The organism is Arthrobacter sp. TmtSoilC77, from assembly GCF_059739415.1.
The window spans coordinates 337,529-354,387 of record NZ_AP046050.1 but is presented as its reverse complement, the minus strand read 5'-3'; the positions used below and the strand labels follow the sequence as shown (position 1 = coordinate 354,387).

Here is a 16,859-nt window from a genome sequence, read left to right as displayed (position 1 = left end):
GCGTCCGTAATAATTTGCCCTTCAGCAGGGTGCCTCAGAACGTTGTGGCGTCGATGACGAAGCGGTAGCGGACATCGCTGGCGAGTACGCGTTCAAAAGCTTCGTTGATCTGGTTTGCGTGTATGACTTCCACGTCTGCTCCGAGGCCGTGGGCGGCGCAGAAGTCCAGCATTTCCTGTGTTTGGCGGATTCCGCCCATTCTTGAGCCGCTGAGGTTGCGTCGGAATTCCACCAGCGACCAAGCGCGCTGGCTCAACGGTTTGGAGGGCAGGCCGACGAGGACCATGGTGCCGTCCAAGGCAAGCAAGGACAGATACGCATCCACATCGATGTCCGCGGAGACGGTGTTGATGACCAGATCCAGCTGGCCCTTCAGGTATTCGAAGGTGGCGGGTTCAGATGTTGCGTAGTAGCTGGTGGCGCCGAGCCTGACGGCGTCCTCCTGCTTCTTCAGCGATTGGCTGAGTACCGTGACTTCGGCTCCCAAGGCCGCTGCGATCTTCACCCCCATATGGCCCAGACCGCCCATACCTATGATGGCCACGCGCTTGCCTGGCCCGGCTTTCCAGTTACGCAGCGGCGCGTACATGGTGATTCCCGCACACAACAGCGGGGCCGCTTCCTGGAGGGGCAGGCCATCGGGAATCCGGAGGACGTAGTTCTCATCCACGACGATTCCTGTGCTGTAACCGCCTGCGGTGGGCTGCCCGTCACGGCCGAAAGAGTTGTACGTGCTCGTTGCACCTTGCAGGCAGTACTGTTCCTCCCCTGCCCGGCAATTGACGCATTCCCTGCAGGAATCAACGAAACAGCCCACCCCCACCCGGTCCCCTACCGCATGGCGGGTGACTTTTGGACCGACGGCTTCCACCACTCCGACGATCTCGTGGCCCACCACCAGGGGGTAGTTGCTGGCCCAGTCTCCGCGCGCGGCGTGGATGTCGGAGTGGCAGATTCCGGTGTACTTGATGGAAATCAGCACGTCGAAATCGCCGGGATCGCGCCGCTGCACCGTGCCGGGGGTGAGTGCCGAGGCAGCAGACGAGGCCACATAGGCCTTCACGGTAGTAGGCATGTCATCCTTCTTTCGGCAGTTGGCCCCGGAACGCGGCTGTTAGTTGGAGGGGAAGTTGTAGGAGGCTTCGGAGGCGTGGGTGGGTTCGGGCCAGCGGGAGGTGATGACTTTGCCGCGGGTGTAGAAGGAGACGCCTTCGGGGCCGTAGATGTGCTTGTCGCCGAAGAGGGAGTTCTTCCAGCCGCCGAAGGAGTGGTAGGCCACCGGGACGGGCAGGGGCACGTTGATGCCCACCATCCCGACCGTGACCGAGCGCTGGAACTTGCGGGCGTTCGCACCGGAGGAGGTGAAGATCGCGGTGCCGTTGCCGTACGGGTTGGCGTTGATCAGCGCGATGCCTTCCTCGAGGTCGGCGACGCGGACCACTACGAGGACGGGTCCGAAGATTTCCTCGGTGTAGGCGGTCATTTCGGTGCCCACGTGGTCGATCACGGTAGGACCGACCCAGAACCCTTCTTCATGGCCGGGGACGACCAGGTCGCGGCCGTCCACCACCATGGCCGCGCCGGCGGTTTCTGCTTCGGTGACGATCCTGAGGATGCGTTCCTTGGAGGCCGGGGTGATGACCGGGCCCATCTCCGCGCCGGGTTCGGTGCCGTTGCCGACCTTCACCGCCAACGCACGTTCCTGAACCTTCTTCACCAGCAACTCCGCAGCGTCCCCCACAGCCACGGCGACAGAGATCGCCATGCAGCGCTCCCCCGCGGAACCAAACGCGGCAGCCGCGAGGTGGTCCGCGGCGTTGTCCAGGTCCGCGTCGGGCATCACAATGGCGTGGTTCTTCGCACCACCCAGGGCCTGAACCCTTTTGCCGTGCTTCGTGGCGGTCTCATGCACGTACTGCGCAATCGGGGTGGAACCCACGAAACTAATGCCGTCCACGTCGGGGTGGGTCAGCAGCCCGTCAACGGTTTCCTTGCCGCCGTGCAGGACCTGGAACACCCCATCGGGCAGACCGGCCCGCTTCCACAGCCTGGCCAGCAGCATCGGCGCGGACGGGTCACGCTCGGAGGGTTTGAGGATGAACGCGTTGCCGGTGGCGATGGCCATCGGGGCCATCCACAACGGCACCATCACCGGGAAGTTGAACGGCGTGATCCCTGCAACGACTCCCAACGGTTCGCGGAAGGAAAACACATCGATTCCGGTGGAGACCTGGTCCGAGTAGTCACCCTTGAGCAGCTGCGGGATGCCACAGGCGAACTCGATCACTTCCAAACCACGGCCGATCTCACCCTTCGCGTCGGAGATCACCTTCCCGTGCTCGGCCGTGATCAACTCAGCAAGCTCATCCACGTGCGCGGCGACCAGTTCACGGAACTTGAACAACACCGCGGTGCGCTTCGCCAGGGAAATGTCACCCCAGGACTCCGCTGCTTTCTTCGCAGCAGCCACCGTGGCGTTCAGGTCAGCCTCGTTCGCCAGGCGCAACTCAGCCGTGACCTGCCCGGTCGCCGGGTTATAGACGGGCTTGGTCTGTTCCCCCTCACCTGTGGACTCGGCGCCGCCGATGAAATGGTTGATTTGGGTGAGCGTCGTCGTTGAGGTGCTCATGGCAAAGTTCCTTAGGAAAATAAAGCTGGGAAACGGGAAACAGGATCAAGACACAGGGACGAAACCAAGGTTTTTGTCCACGATGTTCAGCAGGGGTTCGCCTTGGCTGAACCGTCGCAGGTTGTCCACGAACAATTGCCCAAGATCGTCGAGGTAGTCCTCGGTGTCGCCGCTCATGTGGGGTGTGATGATGACGTTGTCCATGCTCCATAAAGGATGTCCGGCGGGAAGCGGTTCGGGATGGACCACGTCCAGTGCTGCACCGGCAATGGATCCGGAGGCCAGGGCTTCCACCAGCGCGTCGGTCCGAACCAGTTCCCCCCGGCCCACGTTGATCAGGTGCGCGGTGGATTTCATGGCGGAAAGTACGTCAGCGCCCACGAGTCCCTTGGTGTCCCCGGTCAGTGGCGCTGCCAGGACGAGATAGTCGACGTCGCCGACGATCCCGGCCAGGTCCCGGGATGAATGGATGTGCTCGAACAGTTCATCTCCCGGACGGCTGCTTCGCCCGGCGCCGCTGACCTGCAGGCCTACTGCACGGAAAAGGGACGCAATTTCCCGCCCGATGGAACCGGTGCCCACCACCAGGGCGCGTTGACCCTGGATCTTACGGGTGACCCTGTGCTGCCAGCGCTGCTGCTGCTGAAGCTTGAACGAGCCCTGCGAGTCTTTGGCAACGTCCAGGACGAAACCCAGCGTGAATTCGGCAATTGCACGGCTCAGGACTCCACGGGAATTCGTGTAGACCACGTCGCTCTGGATGAGCTCGTCGAACAGGAGTTGGCTAACGCCCGCTGCCGTTACATGGACCCACTTCAGCGATGACGCTGCGTCCCAGTTCTCCCGCAAGGCAGGGGAAAAGGAATGCCACTGGTACAGGACATCCGCACCGTCCATCGCTTCAGCCAGTCCCTCCGCCTTGGTCAGCCGGACCTCGGCCAGGGCTTCGATCTCCTCCAACCGGGGCGGCAAAGCCTCCCGATACAGTGCCGCAACAACAGGCCTCTTGCGTCCAGGGGTAACCGTCATGACGACGCCGGTGCTCCCGCGGGCTTGGTCGCCGCACTGGTCTCGATCGAGCCAGCCACATCAATCACATCGATAGCGGCCAAAACAGCGGCGGTGAATTCCGACGTCGACGACGGGCCTCCCACGTCGCGGGTCCCGAGGCCCTCGCGCAACACTGCCTCGAATGCCTGCTGCAGGTGCTCAGCGGCTTCCGGGTGGCCCAGGTGCTGCAGCATCATCGCGCCGGACCACATCTGGCCCACCGGGTTTGCCAGTCCCTTCCCTGCGATGTCCGGAGCAGATCCGTGCACCGGCTCAAAGAGGGATGGGAAATCACCGTCGGGATTCAGGTTCGCGCTGGGAGCCACACCGATGGAACCGGTGACCGAGCTGCCCAGGTCCGAGAGGATGTCGCCCAACAGGTTGGAGGCGACAATGACGTCCAGGGTCCAGGGTTTGAGGACCAGGTGCGCAGCCAAGGCGTCCACCAGTTCGCTGGTGAGCGTTACGTCAGGGTAGAGGCGGGTGGTTTCTTCCACTACCTCGTCCCAGAACGGCATGGTGTGGATGATGCCGTTGCTCTTGGTGGCCGAGGTCAGATGGCCCCTGCGGGAGGACGCGAGCGAGGCGGCGTAGTGCGCTGCCCGGGACACTCCCAGGCGGGTGAAGATGGTTTCCTGGACAGCGGTTTCGTGGGGCAGCCCGCGGTACATGCGCCCACCGACCTCCGAGTATTCCCCCTCATTGTTTTCACGCACGATGAGGATATCGATCGGTTCCTTGTTCGCCAGGGGCGACTTCACGCCGTCGAGCGTTTTTACCGGCCGCAGGTTGATGTACTGCTGGAATTCGCGGCGGATGGGAATCAGCAACCCCCACAGCGATTCAGCATCGGAGACCTCCGGGGAGCCAACGGCACCCAGGAAAATGGCGTCATGCTGAGCCAGCTGGTCCAGGCCGTCCACCGGCATCATGCGGCCGTGCTGGGCGTAGTAGTCAGATCCCCAGTCGAAGTGCGTGAACTTCAGGTTGATGGAGTGGATCGCAGCGATTCGCTCAAGGGTTTCGATGGCCGCAGGGACCACTTCCTTGCCGATACCGTCGCCCGCGATGACCGCGATTTTGTGGGTAGTCATGATGCGTTCCGTTCTGAGGTGCCCGTCAGCTGCTGCCAGCGGGTGGCGGGCTCCGCCAGTTTGATAATGGTGCTCTTGGGCTCTGTCATTTCGCGGACTGCGTGCTTGACGCCTTCACGGCCAACCCCGGACTTCTTGAACCCGCCAAAGGGCATGGAATCGATCCGGACGTCGCTTGTCTCGTTGATGACCACCGCCCCGACATGCAGCTTGTCGGCAATTGCCAGTGCCAGGTCAATGGATTCTGTGAAGACACCAGCCTGGAGCCCGTATTCGGAGGCATTGGCCGCGTGGATGGCGTCGGAGATCTGGATGAAGGGCATGATGCTGACCACGGGGCCAAACACTTCCTCAATGATGACGCGGGCGTCTGCCGGCACATCGGTGAGAACGGTCGGCTGGTAGAAGGCGCCGTGGCGCTGTCCGCCCACACGGACAGTGGCGCCGGCCGCTTTGGCCTCCTCCACCCATGCCTCCACCCGCCGGGCCTCCGCTTCACTGATGAGCGGGCCGATATCGGTACTGCGGTCCATCTTCGCTCCGACGCGGAGTGCGCTTGTCCCCGTGAGTACCTTTTCAAGGACTTCGTCGAACAGCGAAATGTGGACGTAAACGCGCTGGACCGACAGGCAGTTCTGGCCGGCCACCCCGAATGCCCCGGCGACGATCGCCCCAGCAGCAGCCGCCGGTTCAGCGTCGGCGCAGACGATCGTAGCGTTGTTGCCGCCCAGTTCCGAAAGGATCTTCTTTGCTCCCGCGGCGGCAGCAATGCGGTCGGCCGTGGCCGGCCCGCCGGTGAAAGAGATGAGGTCCACCTGGGGGTCGGTCACGATCGCTTCGGACACCCCGGGTCCCGACACGATCGCGGCGATGCGACCTGTCGGAACACCGGCCTCAAGCAACAGCTGAACGAAAGCCAGCCCGGTCAGCGGCGTGCGGCCTGAGGGTTTAAGTACGACGCCGTTGCCTCCGATCAGCGCCGGGCCCAGCTTGTGTGCCACGAGGTTCAGCGGATCGTTGAAGGGCGTAATGGCGGCGATGATGCCAACAGGCTTGCGGCTGTACCAGCCGATCTTGTTGGCTCCCGCCATGCTGTCCTCAAAGCCGAGAGTTTCCCCCACGAGTTCGCTCGACGCTGCCGCCGAAAGCCGCAACGTCTCGATGCACCGGCGCACTTCACGCTCGGCCTCGTTGATGGTCTTGCTGCTCTCGGCGGCAATGATCTCCGAAAACCGTACCGACTGCTCAGCCAGGAGCACTGCAGCCCGTTCCAGGGCCTCGCGGCGTTCCCGGAGAGGCCATTCATCGTCCAGGAGGTGGCGGTGAATGTGGGCAACCGCCCGGCGGACATCCTGCGGGGTTGAAGAACACACAGTGCCCAACAGCACGCCGTCTTCAGGGTCCCGCACTTCCAGGATCCTGTCTGCGGTCTCCCAAAGGCCTTCGAGGAATGCGCCTCCGGGAAGCGCCGCAACGCTTGCCCGCCGGTAGGCCGTTTCCTCAGCTGTTTTTAGGCGCGCTCCAGCGACGGTTGTTGATGAACTCATGGGAACCTTTACCTTGCCTGGCTAGCGGAATGTCTACTTGATACGGTCGATGATCTTCGCGGCTCCGCCAATGAACGGCAGGAACCATGGCGGGCCGAAGTGGCCGGGAACCGGCGGGTTCTTCAGGTCTTCCCACACATTTGCCGACTTGTCGCCGGCCATGTAGTGGGCCATCCGCTTACCCATGTGGGCCGCCATTTGAACGCCATGGCCGCTGTAGCAGAGGGAGTAGAACAGGCCGTCATGCTGGCCGGCATGGACCATCTGGTCCATGGATAGATCCACCAGACCGCCCCAGATGTAGTCCACCTTGGCGTTGGAGAGGTACGGGAAGAGCTCAGTCATGGCCTTGTGCAGGATTTCGGCGCTCTTGACGTCCGAATCCGGGCTGGACAAAGCGAACCGGGCCCGGCCACCGAACAGCAGCCTGTTGTCCGGCGTGATCCGGAAGTAGTACGTCAGCATCTTGCTGTCAGAGGCCTGGCGCCTGTTGGGCAGGATGCGGTTCACCACCTCTTCGGACAGAGGCTCCGTGCAGATGATGAAACTGCCAACCGGGATCACGCGGCGCTGCAGCCACGGGGTGATGTTGCCGGTGTAGCCGCTGGTGGCCACCAGGACCTGCTTGGCCCGGGTAATGCCACGGGTGGTGTGGACATCGTGCACTGTGCCCGAGACCTTGTTCAGCTCGGTGACCGACGCGTTCTCGCAAATGACTGCGCCGTTGTCGATTGCCACCTTTGCCAGGCCGTGCACGAACTTCCCTACGTGAAGACCGGCACCCAGCGGATCCATCATGGCGCCTTGGTAGAAGTCCGTGCCGATTTCGCTGTGGATCTCTGACTTGGGGATGACCTTTACATGGTGATCCACCAGGTTTGCCAGCAGCTCCTGGGACTTCAGGAAGCCATCGTAGTGGGACTTGTGGAACGCCAGGGAGAGCTTGCCGAAACGCTTGAAATCGCAGTCGATGCCGTTGTCGTGCACCAGCTTCTCGATGGTTTCGATGGCATCGTTGTATTCGCGGAACATCTCAACTGCACGGGGAGCCCCGTAGCGCTTGACTGCCGTGCTGAAGCCAATGGCCAAACCGGTCGTAGCCATTCCCCCGTTACGGCCCGAAGCGCCCCAGCCAACAGTGTGACGTTCGAAAACGGCCACACTGGCGCCCTGCTTGGCGAATTCAAGGGCTGCTGACAGCCCGGTAAAGCCGGCACCGATAATCGCAACATCAACGTTCTCCGGGACCGGAGTGCGGCGGTAATCGCCGGAAGGCTCTGCAGTATCGAGCCAGTAGGGAACAAGTTTCACGGTATGACCTTTCGCTTCGAAGCCGGTTTAGAGACCGAGGTGCTTGTTGATCTCGTCCAGGGACTTAACCGTGGTGAGGTCGTAGCCCCCGCCAATGGGGTCGTAGCCACGGTCCAGCATCCAGAGGTTACGGAAGCCCATGTCATGCATCGGATGCATGTCGTACCGGGTGTGCGAGGAGACGTGCAGGAAGTCCTCCGGCTTGGCGTTCAGGGTGTCGAGCATGTACTCGAAAGCCTGGTAGCGCGGCTTGTAGGCCTGTGCCTGCTCGGCAGTCAGGACCGCGTGGAACTCTGCACCCAGCTTCGGGATGCTGATATCCAGGAAACTGTCGTCCGCGTTGGACAACGCCACCAACTGGTAGTTGTCGCCCATGAGCTTCAGCGGGGCCGGCACGTCCTCGTGCGCAACCCAACCGCGGACGGCGTCAGCGAACGCTGCGCCGGCACCTTCGGTGGGCCCAATGCCCCAACGCTTGCACACCCGGTCAAAGGAATCCTGCAGGATCGCCTCATACGGCTTGTAGTCCCCCAGGACCTCGTCGAAGCGGTAGCCACGGAACTGCTTCTTGAACGTAGGCCACTGCTCTTCGGAGATGCGTCCATCGAGCAGCCGCCGGGTGGTGGGATCGATGTCGAAGTTGATCAGCGTGCCGTAGACATCGAAGGAGATGTACTTCGGCCGGAAGTTGGTCTCTGCCATGGGGTTTCCGTTCTTTTCGGGAGATGGAAGGGGGCTTGCCCCGTGTGTGTGGAGGTATCGAAAGAGGCGAGCTGAACCGCGAAATCGTGCCTGGCGGGCTGGAAGGTTCGTGCCCGATGATTCGACTCTAGGCCGCCAAATTGTAAATTGTCAACAGTTTCTAGTGCTGTAATTAGAACCATTCTCATAGAGAGGAAGCTTGAAAAAACTTTCTGTCAATTGTTGACAATCTACTGTTGAGGGGGTTGCATTGCATTAGATGACGGAGAGATCCGGATCACATTGCAACCTAGAACTTCTCCCTCCCCAGTGACCGACTCCCTCGAAGGGAAGCACCATGAAGATTCGTAACAAGGCCCAGACTGCAGCCGCAGGACTTGCCGTACTACTCGCCCTGAGCGCCTGTGGTGGAACAGCCAACAGCAGCGATTCCCCGGACGCGAGCAAGACCACGAACACTACAGACATCTCCGAGGGCGTCCAGCCCGACGAAAAGGCCGTAAGCCTCCTGCCGGCGTCCTATAAGGACAAGGGCGAACTGACGGTCGCCATGGACCTGCACTACCCACCGACGACGTTCCTCGCCGAAGACAACTCGACGCCGATCGGCCTGAACCCGGACATTGCCCGCCTGGTAGCAAAGAAGCTCGGCCTGAAGCTGAAGTTCCAGGACACCAAGTTCGACACGATCGTCCCCGGCCTGGACGGCGGGCGCTACGACTTCACCGCCACCACCATGTCCAAGACCGCTGAGCGGTTGAAGGTCCTGGACATGATCGACTACTTCAAGGCCGGCAACTCAGTGGCCGTGGCCGCAGGTAACCCGCTGAAGCTCAGCAACGAGACACTGTGCGGTAAGAACATTGCCGTTACCCAGGGCTCGACGGGCCAGCTCAAGCGACTCCCGGCCCTCTCGGAGCAGACCTGCACGTCCAAGGGACAGCCCGCGATCAACGCCGTGACCCTGCCCAACGTCCAGGAGGCCCTGACACAGCTGGCATCCAAGCGGATCGACGGCATCCTCTACGACACAACCTCCCTCGCCTGGGCCGAGAAGCAGCAGCCCAAATCGTTCACCATCCTGACCCCCCAGATCAACGTCGGATCCAGCGACCTCACCGCAATCGGTGTCAAAAAGGGATCTGCCCTGACTCCCGCCCTCCAGGCCGCCATCCAGTCGGTCCTGAACAGCCCGGAATACAAGAAGTCCCTCTCCACCTGGGGCCTCGATGCCGGAGCCATCACGGATGCGAAACTCAACTAGGAGAAGTGCTCCCATGGTGCAAACCATCAGTAACGGAAGCAAACCGACAATGAACGGAATTGATCCGGCACTCAAGCCCCGCCTTCGCCGCAGAAGCACTTTTGAATACGTCGCCTGGGTGGTTTCCATCCTGTTTGGCGCGGGCATCCTCTTCTCGGTCTCCACCAACCCCAACTTCAAGTGGGACGTGGTGGCCAAGTACTTCACCCACGAATCGATCCTCCGCGGGCTGATGCTCACCATCTTCCTTACGCTCGCAAGCATGGCCCTGGGTACCCTCCTGGGCCTGGTCATTGCGATCATGAGGTCCTCGAGCGTCAAGCCGATCGCGGCCACGGCAGGGGCGTTCATCACCCTGTTCCGCGGTACACCGGTCCTGGTCCAGCTGATCTTCTGGTTCAACATCTCAGCCCTGTACCCGAACCTCACCATCGGGATCCCGTTTACCGACATCGGCACCGCAATCGACACGAATGCACTCATGGGTCCGATCACCGCAGCCTTGGTCGGTTTGACGTTGAATGAAGCCGCGTACATGGCAGAAATCATCCGCGGAGGGTTCTCCTCGGTGGGCAAGGGACAAATTGAAGCCGCGGACTCCCTGGGAATGAGCGCGTCTACGAAGATGCGCAAGATCATCATTCCTCAGGCCATGCCATCGATCATTCCGGCCACCGGCAACCAGGTCATTGGAATGTTCAAGGAAACATCCCTGGTCAGTGTCCTGGGTGTTGCGGAACTTCTGCAGAGCGCCCAGCTCATCTACGCACGTACTTACGAGACCATCCCGCTGCTGATCGTGGCGAGCCTGTGGTACCTGGTGATGACACTGCTGCTGAGCTACCCGCAGTCCAAGCTCGAACAGAAGTACTCCCACACCTCCGCCCGGGTACCCCGCAAGTCCAAGAAAGTCACCCTGACCGCACCGGAAGGCATCGCACGATGAGCACCGACGGCACAATCCACGCCCGCCGAATCCGCAAGTCCTTTGGGCACAAGACCGTTCTCCACGATATCGACCTCGATATCGCCAGCGGTGAAATCTGCTGCATCATCGGACCCAGCGGCTCCGGAAAGTCCACGCTGTTGCGCTGCATCAACGGCCTGGAGACCGTGGACTCCGGAATCCTGAAAGTCAACGGCGACGATTTCGGGTACTACGAGACCGACCACGCCTACCACGCGCTGCCCCCTAAGAAGCTTGCCCAGCAACGTACACGGGTAGGCATGGTCTTCCAGCAGTTCAACCTGTTCCCGAACATGACTGCCCGCGAGAATGTCATGTCCGGTCCGGTCCTGGTCAAGGGTGCCGACAAGAAGGAATCCTCCAAGCGCGCCCAGGAACTGCTCACCAGCGTGGGCCTCGGCGCTTTCGGTGACCGCTACCCGGCCGAGCTTTCCGGCGGGCAGCAGCAGCGGGTCGCCATCGCCCGGTCTTTGGCCATGGATCCGGAAATCATCCTGTTCGACGAACCCACCAGCGCCCTTGACCCCGAAAAGGTAGGGGAAGTCCTCGGCGTCATGCAGGACCTCGCCAAGAAGGGCATGACCATGGTGGTAGTCACCCACGAGATGGGCTTCGCCCGCGAAGTGGCCGATTCCCTGATCTTCATGGATGAGGGCTACGTGGTGGAACGTGGAGATGCCCGGGAGATCCTGAAGAACCCCAAGGAAGCACGCACCCAGGCCTTCCTGAAGCAGGTGCTGTAAGCGATGGATGGAAAACTCGCCGTCATCGGCCTGGGCAGCATCGGAAGCATGGCGCTCTGGCAGGCCTCACGGCTGTCCGATTCCGTGGTCGGCTTTGAAGCACACGCCCCGGGCCATGGCAGAAGTGCGGTGGGTGGCGACACCCGGCTTTTCCGGATGCTTTACAGGGGAAGGCCGGACTACTACCCCATCCTGGAACGCTCCCGGGATCTGTGGGCCGAGCTCGAAGCAGAAACGGGACAGGACATCCTCACCCGCTGCGGCGGACTCTCCATCGGCACTGCTGATGGACCATACATTCCCAAGCTGCTGGAAACCACCCGCATCAACGGAGCGAGCCACCAGATCCTCAGCAGGGAGGAGATGGCCGAACGCTACCCGCAGCACAATCTCCGGGCTGACGATGTCGCCGTTTACGATCCCTTCGGGGGCGCACTCCGCACGGATCGGGCAGTTACCGCGGCGGTTGCAGCGGCACAGGCCAACGGGGCCACGGTCCTCGGCAATACTCCTGTCAGCAGCATCACCGAAACCAACGACGGCGTTGTGGTCACCTCCGGCGAACAGTCCTGGACGTTCGAACGGGTGATCATCGCCTCCGGTGGGTGGTCCCGGCAGCTCATGCCCGATTACCTGAAGGCGCACACGGATACCCGCAGGATTTTCCTGAGCTGGTTCGTCGCCCGCGACGCAACCCGGTTCACCCCGGAGAAGTTCCCCATCTTCATCAGGATTTCCGGCGACCGCTCCATGTATGGGGCGCCAGCGGTGGACGGCGTCACTGTGAAGGCCACCCTCGATGGCCGCGGGGCACCAACCCCCTCCGCGGACTCAGTGCCCAGGGAGCTGACCAAGGCGGAGATTGCGGAAACCATTGAGACGGTGACGGAATTCTTCCCGGACCTGGTTCCCAGCATCGTCCGTTCGGATGCCTTCCCGGATCTGTTCACTTCGGATTCGCAACCCCTCCTGGGCTTCTTCACTGAGCAGGGCAGGATCTACTCCGCCACGGGCTTCTCCGGCGCCGGCTTCAAGATGGCTTCCGGCTACGGCCAGATTGCTGCCAGCGAAGCACTTGGCAAGGGCGGCTTCGAGGGGCTGGACTTCGTCCGCCCGCAGCGGTTCAAAAAGTAAGCACCACCACTCGATTCGCGGGCTAACGGCCCGCGAATCGCGTATTGTTGACAATCTACAGTTACTAAGAAAGTATGAAGCCATGGCAACACTTAGCCCCATCCTGAAGCAGGCCACTCCAGTGGTCGTGGACTACGCGTCCGGTAGTTGGATCCACGCCACAGACGGCAAGAAATACCTGGATTTCACCACCGGAATCGGCGTCACCAGCACCGGCCACTGCCACCCGGACGTAGTGGCCGCAGCCCGCGAACAGGTGGGCAAAATTGTCCATGCCCAGTACACCACCGTGATGCACAAGCCCCTCCTGGAGCTCACGGAACTCCTGGGAGGCGTCCTGCCCCAGGGCCTGGACAGCGTCTTCTACGCAACCTCCGGCTCCGAAGCAGTCGAGGCGTCCATCCGTTTGGCCCGTATGGCAACCGGTCGCCCCAACATCATTTCCTTCCAAGGTGGTTTCCACGGGCGCACCGTAGCGGCCGCCTCCTTAACTACGGCGGGAACCAAGTTCCGCTCCGGGTTCTCCCCCATCATGAGCGGAGTGCATGTTGCCCCGTTCCCGCACTGGTACCGATACGGCTGGGACGAAGCCACCGCCGTCGAATTTGCCTTGAAGGAACTCGACCACCTTCTGATGACCATCAGCGCCCCCAGCGATACCGCCGGCTTCATCATCGAGCCAGTCCTGGGTGATGGCGGGTACATCCCAACGCCTGTCGCATTCCTCCAAGGCCTGCGTGAGCGCGCCGACAAGCACGGCATCATACTCATCCTGGACGAGGTCCAGGCCGGGGTCGGCCGCACCGGCAAGTTCTGGGGACACGACTGGGCAGGAATAAGCCCCGACGTCGTTATCACCGCCAAGGGTCTTGCCAGTGGCTTCCCCATCTCCGCAATCGCCGCCTCCGCCGATTTGATGGGCAAGGCGTGGCCTGGTTCCCAGGGTGGAACCTATGGCGGAAACGCAGTCGCGGCAGCAGCCGGCGTCGCAACTTTGGGTGTGATCCGGCGGGAGAACCTCGTGGAGAACGCCCTGCTGCGCGGTGACGAACTGCGGGCAGGACTGGACAACCTGAAAACGGAATTCGCGGGAATCGGCAATGTGCGTGGCCGCGGCTTGATGCAGGGCGTCGAATTCACCGCCGCCGACAACACCCCGGATGCGGCGACTGCCCTCGCCGTCCAACAGGCCGCCATCAAGGAAGAGCTCCTGCTCCTCACATGCGGTCCGCATGGCAACGTCATTCGCCTCATCCCCGCCCTGAATGTCAGCAGCGATGAAATTCAGCAAGGCCTGTCCAAGTTCACGCAAGCGCTCAAGACGGCCACCTCCTAGCCCCGATCACTAGCCCCCTGATCACTGAAAGAGCGACCATGACCACCTCCTTTGATCCCACCACCATCCCAACGGACCTGTTCATTGACGGAACGTGGCAGAAGGCAGCCAGTGGTGCCACCTTCGCCGTTGAGAACCCTGCTACGAACGAAGTGATTGCCCACGTTGCCGACGGCGGTCCTGAAGACGCTGCCCTGGCCATCGAGGCAGCCGGACGTGCCCAGGCTGCCTGGGGAAAGTCCACGGCCCGCGAACGAAGCGATATTCTCCGCCGCGCCTTTGAGCTGGTCATTGCCAACACGGACCGGCTCGCAGCCATCATGACCGCGGAGATGGGCAAGCCGTTGGCAGAAGCAAGGGGCGAGGTGGCCTACGGCGCCGAAATGCTCCGCTGGTTCTCGGAAGAAGCTGTCCGTATTGGTGGTGACAGTGCGGCCTCCGTTGATGGAAATACCCGCATCCTCATCACCAAGGAACCGGTTGGCCCCTCAGTCCTGGTCACTCCGTGGAACTTCCCGCTTGCCATGGGTGCCCGCAAGATCGCTCCCGCGGTCGCTGCCGGCTGCACCACGGTGTTTAAACCTGCTGAGCTGACGCCGCTGACGTCGCTGGCCTTGGTCGCCCTCTTCAAGGAGGCCGGTCTGCCCGACGGCGTGCTGAATGTTGTGACGACGTCCACCGCCTCCACGGTGGTTCGGACCTGGACCGACAGCGGCATCGCACGCAAGATCAGCTTCACCGGTTCAACCGAAGTGGGCAAGGTCCTGCTGAAGCAGGCGGCCGACAACGTGATGCGCTCCTCCATGGAACTTGGCGGTAACGCACCGTTCATCGTCCTGGCCGATGCAGACATCGAAAAAGCCGTGGACGGTGCCATGAAGGCCAAGATGCGGAACATGGGCGAGGCTTGCACGGCAGCAAACCGCTTCTTCGTCCACCGTTCAGTGGTAGAGGAATTTGGCGAGAAGTTCTCCAAAAAGATGTCAGAATTGCAGGTAGGCAACGGCGCTGTGACTGGCACCGACGTCGGGCCCCTCATCGAGCAGAAGGGCCTGGAAAAGGTCGAAAGCCTCGTTGCAGATGCGGTCTCCAAGGGAGCACGTGTGCTGACCGGCGGAAGCCGTCCGGAAGGCCCCGGCTACTTCTACACCCCCACCGTCCTGGTGGACGTGCCCATGGACGCCGCACTGATGAGCACGGAAATCTTCGGCCCCGTCGCCGCGATCACCGCGTTCGACAGTGAGGACGAAGTCCTCCGCCTGGCCAACGATACCGAGTGGGGCCTGGTGGGGTACGTATTCACGGAGAGCATGGACAAGGCACTGCGGTTCTCTGCGGAACTGGAAGTTGGAATGGTCGGACTGAACACCGGCCTGGTTTCCAACCCCGCGGCACCGTTCGGCGGCGTCAAGCAATCCGGACTCGGACGCGAGGGCGGGAAAATTGGAATCGAAGAATTCCTGGAGTACAAGTACACCGCAATAGCGGTCTAGCAGTTTCAAATTGCCGAAGCATGGAATGAGGGGATGTCAATGGCGGCACCGGAGGGAATGTTCGTATTGGAAGGCCGGCCCACGGCACAGCTGATCGCTGACCAGCTGCGTGAGCTCATTGTCCAGGGGGCGTTCAGCCCTGGACAGCAGGTCAATGAGTCTGCGTTGGCCAGCCAGCTGAACACTTCGCGGGGTCCGCTCCGCGAGGCACTCCAGCGGCTATGCCAGGAGGGCATCCTCGTGAGCAAGCGCAACCGCGGCGTCTTCGTGCTTGAGCTTTCCACGCAGGACGTCAAGGAGATCTACGCCGTTCGCGAAGCCGTGGAGTTGGCCGCTGCCAACACGCTGTTGGACTCGGACCCGGAGCACGTGGCGGACACGTGCCGGGAGCTCAAGGGCATCATCCGGAATATGGCCAAGCAGGTTGCAGCCTCCGACTGGCAGGCCATTGCCCGCCTCGACATGCAGTTTCACACCGCCTTCGTTTCAGGCACCGGAAACACGCGGCTCATACGTATCTATGAGACGCTTGCCGCGGAATCCAGGATGTGCATTTTGAGCCTGGAGGTGGCGTATCCCCGCATTGACGCGCTGGTGCAGGAACACCAGATGATCCTGGACCTTCTTGAGGCGCGTGACCATGGCGGACTTCAGCAGGCTATCAAACGCCACATGCAGAAGGCCGTAGAGGACCTCACTGCCAGCCCGGAAGCAACGGGAATTACTGCTTAGGAAAGTCCCCATAAAGGAAGGGCCCGGTTCATTGTGAACCGGGCCCTTCCTTTATGGAATTAGTTTGCGGGAACGTCCGTGACAACCCACATCTTCCGCAGCGTCTCGTGGATGGTCCAGGTGCCCGTCCATCCCGCCGGAGTAACGAACAACGTTCCGGGGCCGATGTCGAAGCTGGTTCCGTCTTCTTCAGTGATGGTCCCCTTGCCGCTGAGGATCTGGCAGATCTCGTCGTAACCCGGGCGGGTGCTCTTGAACACGCCCGGCGTAACCTCCCAGATGCCGGTCTTGTGGCCGTCGCGGGCCCACAGGCGGAACGAGACCTCAGTCTGGCCAGGTGTGCTGGTGGTTGCTTTCGGGATGTGCTCCCCCGGGTCCTGCGTTGTTGCGTCGCTCATGACAGTGGCCTTGATCATGGATTCTCCTTCTGGGACTGCGCCCATTTGAACGTGCCTGCCGTCTTTGGAAAGCACAGTTTCTATCCTAGCAATTGTCAACAATCGACGATAGGCTTAATGGAGAAATATTCACCCCGACGCCCTGTCATCCACGCCGGCCCCGTCACCAAGGAGAACACTCCCCATGAAACTCATCTGGAAAAGCAGCCTGGAAAGTACTCCTGCCGCGTGCAGCGCGCAAAGCCGGAGGATATCGCTCTGGAACTCCCTGGAAGCCGGAGATGTAGTTTCCCTCAGCCTGCGCGGCTTTGAGTACCACAGGGGAACCGTGGATGACCGGACTGCGGACGGACAAACGATCTGGGTCATAGACCGCATCGGCGAACGGCGGCTTTTCCACATCGATGATGACTACGATCTGCTGGTCGCCTCGCAAGGCTGACAGCCCCGGATTCACAG

At 61.7% G+C, this 16,859-nt stretch carries 16 protein-coding genes; 8 read left to right on the top strand and 8 right to left on the bottom strand.

The annotated features are described in order from the left end of the window. Positions 1-34: 34 nt before the first annotated feature. From AC6I99_RS01725 to AC6I99_RS01695, 7 genes are read right to left on the bottom strand one after another with little or no spacing between them, the layout of a single operon-like run. A complete protein-coding gene (locus tag AC6I99_RS01725) occupies positions 35-1,075 on the bottom strand; it encodes an NAD(P)-dependent alcohol dehydrogenase (RefSeq protein WP_497959936.1) in 1,041 nt (346 codons plus the stop codon). Between the two features lie 39 nt (positions 1,076-1,114). Further along, positions 1,115-2,629, bottom strand: coding sequence for a CoA-acylating methylmalonate-semialdehyde dehydrogenase (locus AC6I99_RS01720; RefSeq protein WP_497959933.1), 1,515 nt, complete (start codon positions 2,627-2,629; stop codon positions 1,115-1,117). A gap of 45 nt (positions 2,630-2,674) precedes the next feature. Beyond that, positions 2,675-3,658 carry a D-2-hydroxyacid dehydrogenase gene (locus AC6I99_RS01715; protein WP_497943773.1) on the bottom strand — a complete coding sequence of 328 codons (984 nt, stop codon included), beginning with the start codon at positions 3,656-3,658 and terminating at the stop codon, positions 2,675-2,677. After that, a complete protein-coding gene (locus tag AC6I99_RS01710) occupies positions 3,655-4,773 on the bottom strand; it encodes a tartrate dehydrogenase (protein ID WP_224094856.1) in 1,119 nt (372 codons plus the stop codon). The genes AC6I99_RS01715 and AC6I99_RS01710 overlap by 4 nt, the downstream gene beginning before the upstream one ends. Then, positions 4,770-6,320 (bottom strand): aldehyde dehydrogenase family protein, encoded by a 1,551-nt coding sequence (locus AC6I99_RS01705; protein WP_497943775.1) that lies wholly within the window; start codon positions 6,318-6,320, stop codon positions 4,770-4,772. Before AC6I99_RS01705 ends, AC6I99_RS01710 begins: the two co-directional genes overlap by 4 nt. 33 nt (positions 6,321-6,353) lie before the next feature. Beyond that, positions 6,354-7,631 carry an NAD(P)/FAD-dependent oxidoreductase gene (locus tag AC6I99_RS01700; protein ID WP_224094854.1) on the bottom strand — a complete coding sequence of 426 codons (1,278 nt, stop codon included), beginning with the start codon at positions 7,629-7,631 and terminating at the stop codon, positions 6,354-6,356. Between the two features lie 27 nt (positions 7,632-7,658). Beyond that, positions 7,659-8,333 (bottom strand): haloacid dehalogenase type II, encoded by a 675-nt coding sequence (locus tag AC6I99_RS01695; protein ID WP_224094853.1) that lies wholly within the window; start codon positions 8,331-8,333, stop codon positions 7,659-7,661. A 337-nt stretch (positions 8,334-8,670) separates the two neighbouring features. Here AC6I99_RS01695 and AC6I99_RS01690 point away from each other — a divergent pair, with 337 nt between their 5' ends. From AC6I99_RS01690 to AC6I99_RS01660, 7 genes are all read left to right on the top strand, one after another. Then, complete coding sequence (locus AC6I99_RS01690; RefSeq protein ID WP_224094852.1) at positions 8,671-9,597, top strand: ABC transporter substrate-binding protein; 927 nt, start codon at positions 8,671-8,673, stop codon at positions 9,595-9,597. A gap of 49 nt (positions 9,598-9,646) precedes the next feature. Continuing rightward, a complete protein-coding gene (locus tag AC6I99_RS01685) occupies positions 9,647-10,543 on the top strand; it encodes an amino acid ABC transporter permease (protein ID WP_224094851.1) in 897 nt (298 codons plus the stop codon). Further along, positions 10,540-11,307, top strand: coding sequence for an amino acid ABC transporter ATP-binding protein (locus AC6I99_RS01680; RefSeq protein ID WP_224094850.1), 768 nt, complete (start codon positions 10,540-10,542; stop codon positions 11,305-11,307). The genes AC6I99_RS01685 and AC6I99_RS01680 overlap by 4 nt, the downstream gene beginning before the upstream one ends. A 3-nt stretch (positions 11,308-11,310) precedes the next feature. After that, positions 11,311-12,441: an FAD-dependent oxidoreductase gene (locus AC6I99_RS01675; RefSeq protein ID WP_497943776.1), complete on the top strand. Its 1,131-nt coding sequence runs from the start codon at positions 11,311-11,313 to the stop codon at positions 12,439-12,441. A gap of 82 nt (positions 12,442-12,523) precedes the next feature. Next, positions 12,524-13,777 carry an aspartate aminotransferase family protein gene (locus AC6I99_RS01670; protein WP_309929306.1) on the top strand — a complete coding sequence of 418 codons (1,254 nt, stop codon included), beginning with the start codon at positions 12,524-12,526 and terminating at the stop codon, positions 13,775-13,777. Positions 13,778-13,815: 38 nt separating this feature from the next. Continuing rightward, positions 13,816-15,270 carry an NAD-dependent succinate-semialdehyde dehydrogenase gene (locus tag AC6I99_RS01665; protein ID WP_497943777.1) on the top strand — a complete coding sequence of 485 codons (1,455 nt, stop codon included), beginning with the start codon at positions 13,816-13,818 and terminating at the stop codon, positions 15,268-15,270. Positions 15,271-15,309: 39 nt separating this feature from the next. After that, positions 15,310-16,002: a GntR family transcriptional regulator gene (locus AC6I99_RS01660; RefSeq protein ID WP_224094848.1), complete on the top strand. Its 693-nt coding sequence runs from the start codon at positions 15,310-15,312 to the stop codon at positions 16,000-16,002. Between the two features lie 59 nt (positions 16,003-16,061). On the opposite strand, the gene AC6I99_RS01655 is transcribed toward AC6I99_RS01660, so the two are convergent. Beyond that, entirely contained in the window at positions 16,062-16,418 is a 357-nt protein-coding gene (locus tag AC6I99_RS01655) for a cupin domain-containing protein (protein WP_224094847.1), read from the bottom strand. Between the two features lie 166 nt (positions 16,419-16,584). On the opposite strand from AC6I99_RS01655, the gene AC6I99_RS01650 reads away from it, so the two are divergent. Continuing rightward, on the top strand, positions 16,585-16,842 hold the full coding sequence (locus tag AC6I99_RS01650) for a hypothetical protein (protein WP_224094845.1): 258 nt from the start codon (positions 16,585-16,587) through the stop codon (positions 16,840-16,842). The last annotated feature ends 17 nt before the right edge of the window (positions 16,843-16,859 follow it).

What these genes read in the sequence shown, in the direction of transcription:
- AC6I99_RS01725 (WP_497959936.1), bottom strand. Translation starts at nt 1,075, where the DNA reads ATGCCTACTACCGTGAAGGCCTATGTGGCCTCGTCTGCTGCCTCGGCA.
- AC6I99_RS01720 (WP_497959933.1), bottom strand. Translation starts at nt 2,629, where the DNA reads ATGAGCACCTCAACGACGACGCTCACCCAAATCAACCATTTCATCGGC.
- AC6I99_RS01715 (WP_497943773.1), bottom strand. Translation starts at nt 3,658, where the DNA reads ATGACGGTTACCCCTGGACGCAAGAGGCCTGTTGTTGCGGCACTGTAT.
- AC6I99_RS01710 (WP_224094856.1), bottom strand. Translation starts at nt 4,773, where the DNA reads ATGACTACCCACAAAATCGCGGTCATCGCGGGCGACGGTATCGGCAAG.
- AC6I99_RS01705 (WP_497943775.1), bottom strand. Translation starts at nt 6,320, where the DNA reads ATGAGTTCATCAACAACCGTCGCTGGAGCGCGCCTAAAAACAGCTGAG.
- AC6I99_RS01695 (WP_224094853.1), bottom strand. Translation starts at nt 8,333, where the DNA reads ATGGCAGAGACCAACTTCCGGCCGAAGTACATCTCCTTCGATGTCTAC.
- AC6I99_RS01690 (WP_224094852.1), top strand. Translation starts at nt 8,671, where the DNA reads ATGAAGATTCGTAACAAGGCCCAGACTGCAGCCGCAGGACTTGCCGTA.
- AC6I99_RS01685 (WP_224094851.1), top strand. Translation starts at nt 9,647, where the DNA reads ATGAACGGAATTGATCCGGCACTCAAGCCCCGCCTTCGCCGCAGAAGC.
- AC6I99_RS01680 (WP_224094850.1), top strand. Translation starts at nt 10,540, where the DNA reads ATGAGCACCGACGGCACAATCCACGCCCGCCGAATCCGCAAGTCCTTT.
- AC6I99_RS01675 (WP_497943776.1), top strand. Translation starts at nt 11,311, where the DNA reads ATGGATGGAAAACTCGCCGTCATCGGCCTGGGCAGCATCGGAAGCATG.
- AC6I99_RS01670 (WP_309929306.1), top strand. Translation starts at nt 12,524, where the DNA reads ATGGCAACACTTAGCCCCATCCTGAAGCAGGCCACTCCAGTGGTCGTG.
- AC6I99_RS01665 (WP_497943777.1), top strand. Translation starts at nt 13,816, where the DNA reads ATGACCACCTCCTTTGATCCCACCACCATCCCAACGGACCTGTTCATT.
- AC6I99_RS01660 (WP_224094848.1), top strand. Translation starts at nt 15,310, where the DNA reads ATGGCGGCACCGGAGGGAATGTTCGTATTGGAAGGCCGGCCCACGGCA.
- AC6I99_RS01655 (WP_224094847.1), bottom strand. Translation starts at nt 16,418, where the DNA reads ATGATCAAGGCCACTGTCATGAGCGACGCAACAACGCAGGACCCGGGG.
- AC6I99_RS01650 (WP_224094845.1), top strand. Translation starts at nt 16,585, where the DNA reads ATGAAACTCATCTGGAAAAGCAGCCTGGAAAGTACTCCTGCCGCGTGC.